This window comes from Paenibacillus sp. A3 (assembly GCF_001399685.1).
Classification (GTDB): Bacteria; Bacillota; Bacilli; order Paenibacillales; family NBRC-103111; genus Paenibacillus_G.
This window is the reverse complement of sequence record NZ_JTHN01000252.1, coordinates 1-850: the sequence shown is the minus strand read 5'-3', so window position 1 is coordinate 850 and position 850 is coordinate 1. Positions and strand designations below refer to the sequence as shown.

At 55.6% G+C, this 850-nt stretch carries 1 pseudogene; it reads left to right on the top strand.

Going from position 1 to position 850, the window contains the following annotated elements:
• A pseudogene (locus QJ48_RS37775) lies at nucleotides 1-772 on the top strand (carboxypeptidase); the annotation flags it as partial.
• Between the last annotated feature and the right edge of the window lie 78 nt (nucleotides 773-850).

Genomic DNA, 850 nt, shown 5'->3' with positions numbered 1-850 from the left:
CGCCGAGACCGATCCGCGGACGGATGACGGAAATCCGCCGGCAGCGCCTACGACGGTCGTCGCGACCCATGCAGGCGACACCAGCGTCATCACGTTCCAAGCGAGCTCAAGCGCCGATACCGTCGGCTATCGGTTGTACCGTTCCGTCAATCACGGACCGTACCAACGGGTAAGCAAAGTCGTGATAGCCGGCGACGAGGCGAAGTTTACGGATTCCGTCAACGGAGGAAACCTCTACGGTTATTACGTGACCGCTGTCGATGTCGCCGGTAACGAATCCGTACCGAGCAAAGCGGCTTACACGGACGGGACGTCCGTCGATCTATCATCGCTCCCCCCGGATGGAGGTCAGAAGACCGCTCCTCCGGACAGCAAACCCGGCGATGGAAAAAATAACGAAGGTACAGGCGGTTCGGAAACGGGTACCGGCTCGGAACCGAATAAGGAGCATAACGCCGGCAGCGGATCTACCGGCAAGGAAGATCAAACGCCCGTCAAGACGCCTCCGGCTGCGCCTACCGGCTTGTCGGCCAAGTCCACCGGCGGAGGCGTCGAACTGAATTGGAAGGATAATGCGAGCAAAGAAAAGGTTAAGGAATACACGGTATACTATAGCGAAAAAGAAAACGGCAAGTTCGAGAAAATCGGTACGGTAGCAAATGCAACGCAATTCAAGTACTATGCCGTCTCCTACGACGGCTATTACAAAGTCTCCGCCACAAATGAATTCGGCGAATCCAAGCCTTCGGCGGCGGTGAAGTTTAAGAAATAGCAGCTGTGAACAAAGGGATACGAACCGCTTGCGCGGTTTGTATCCCAAAGCTTGTTGAAAAACCCGCTTCGCGTAGAA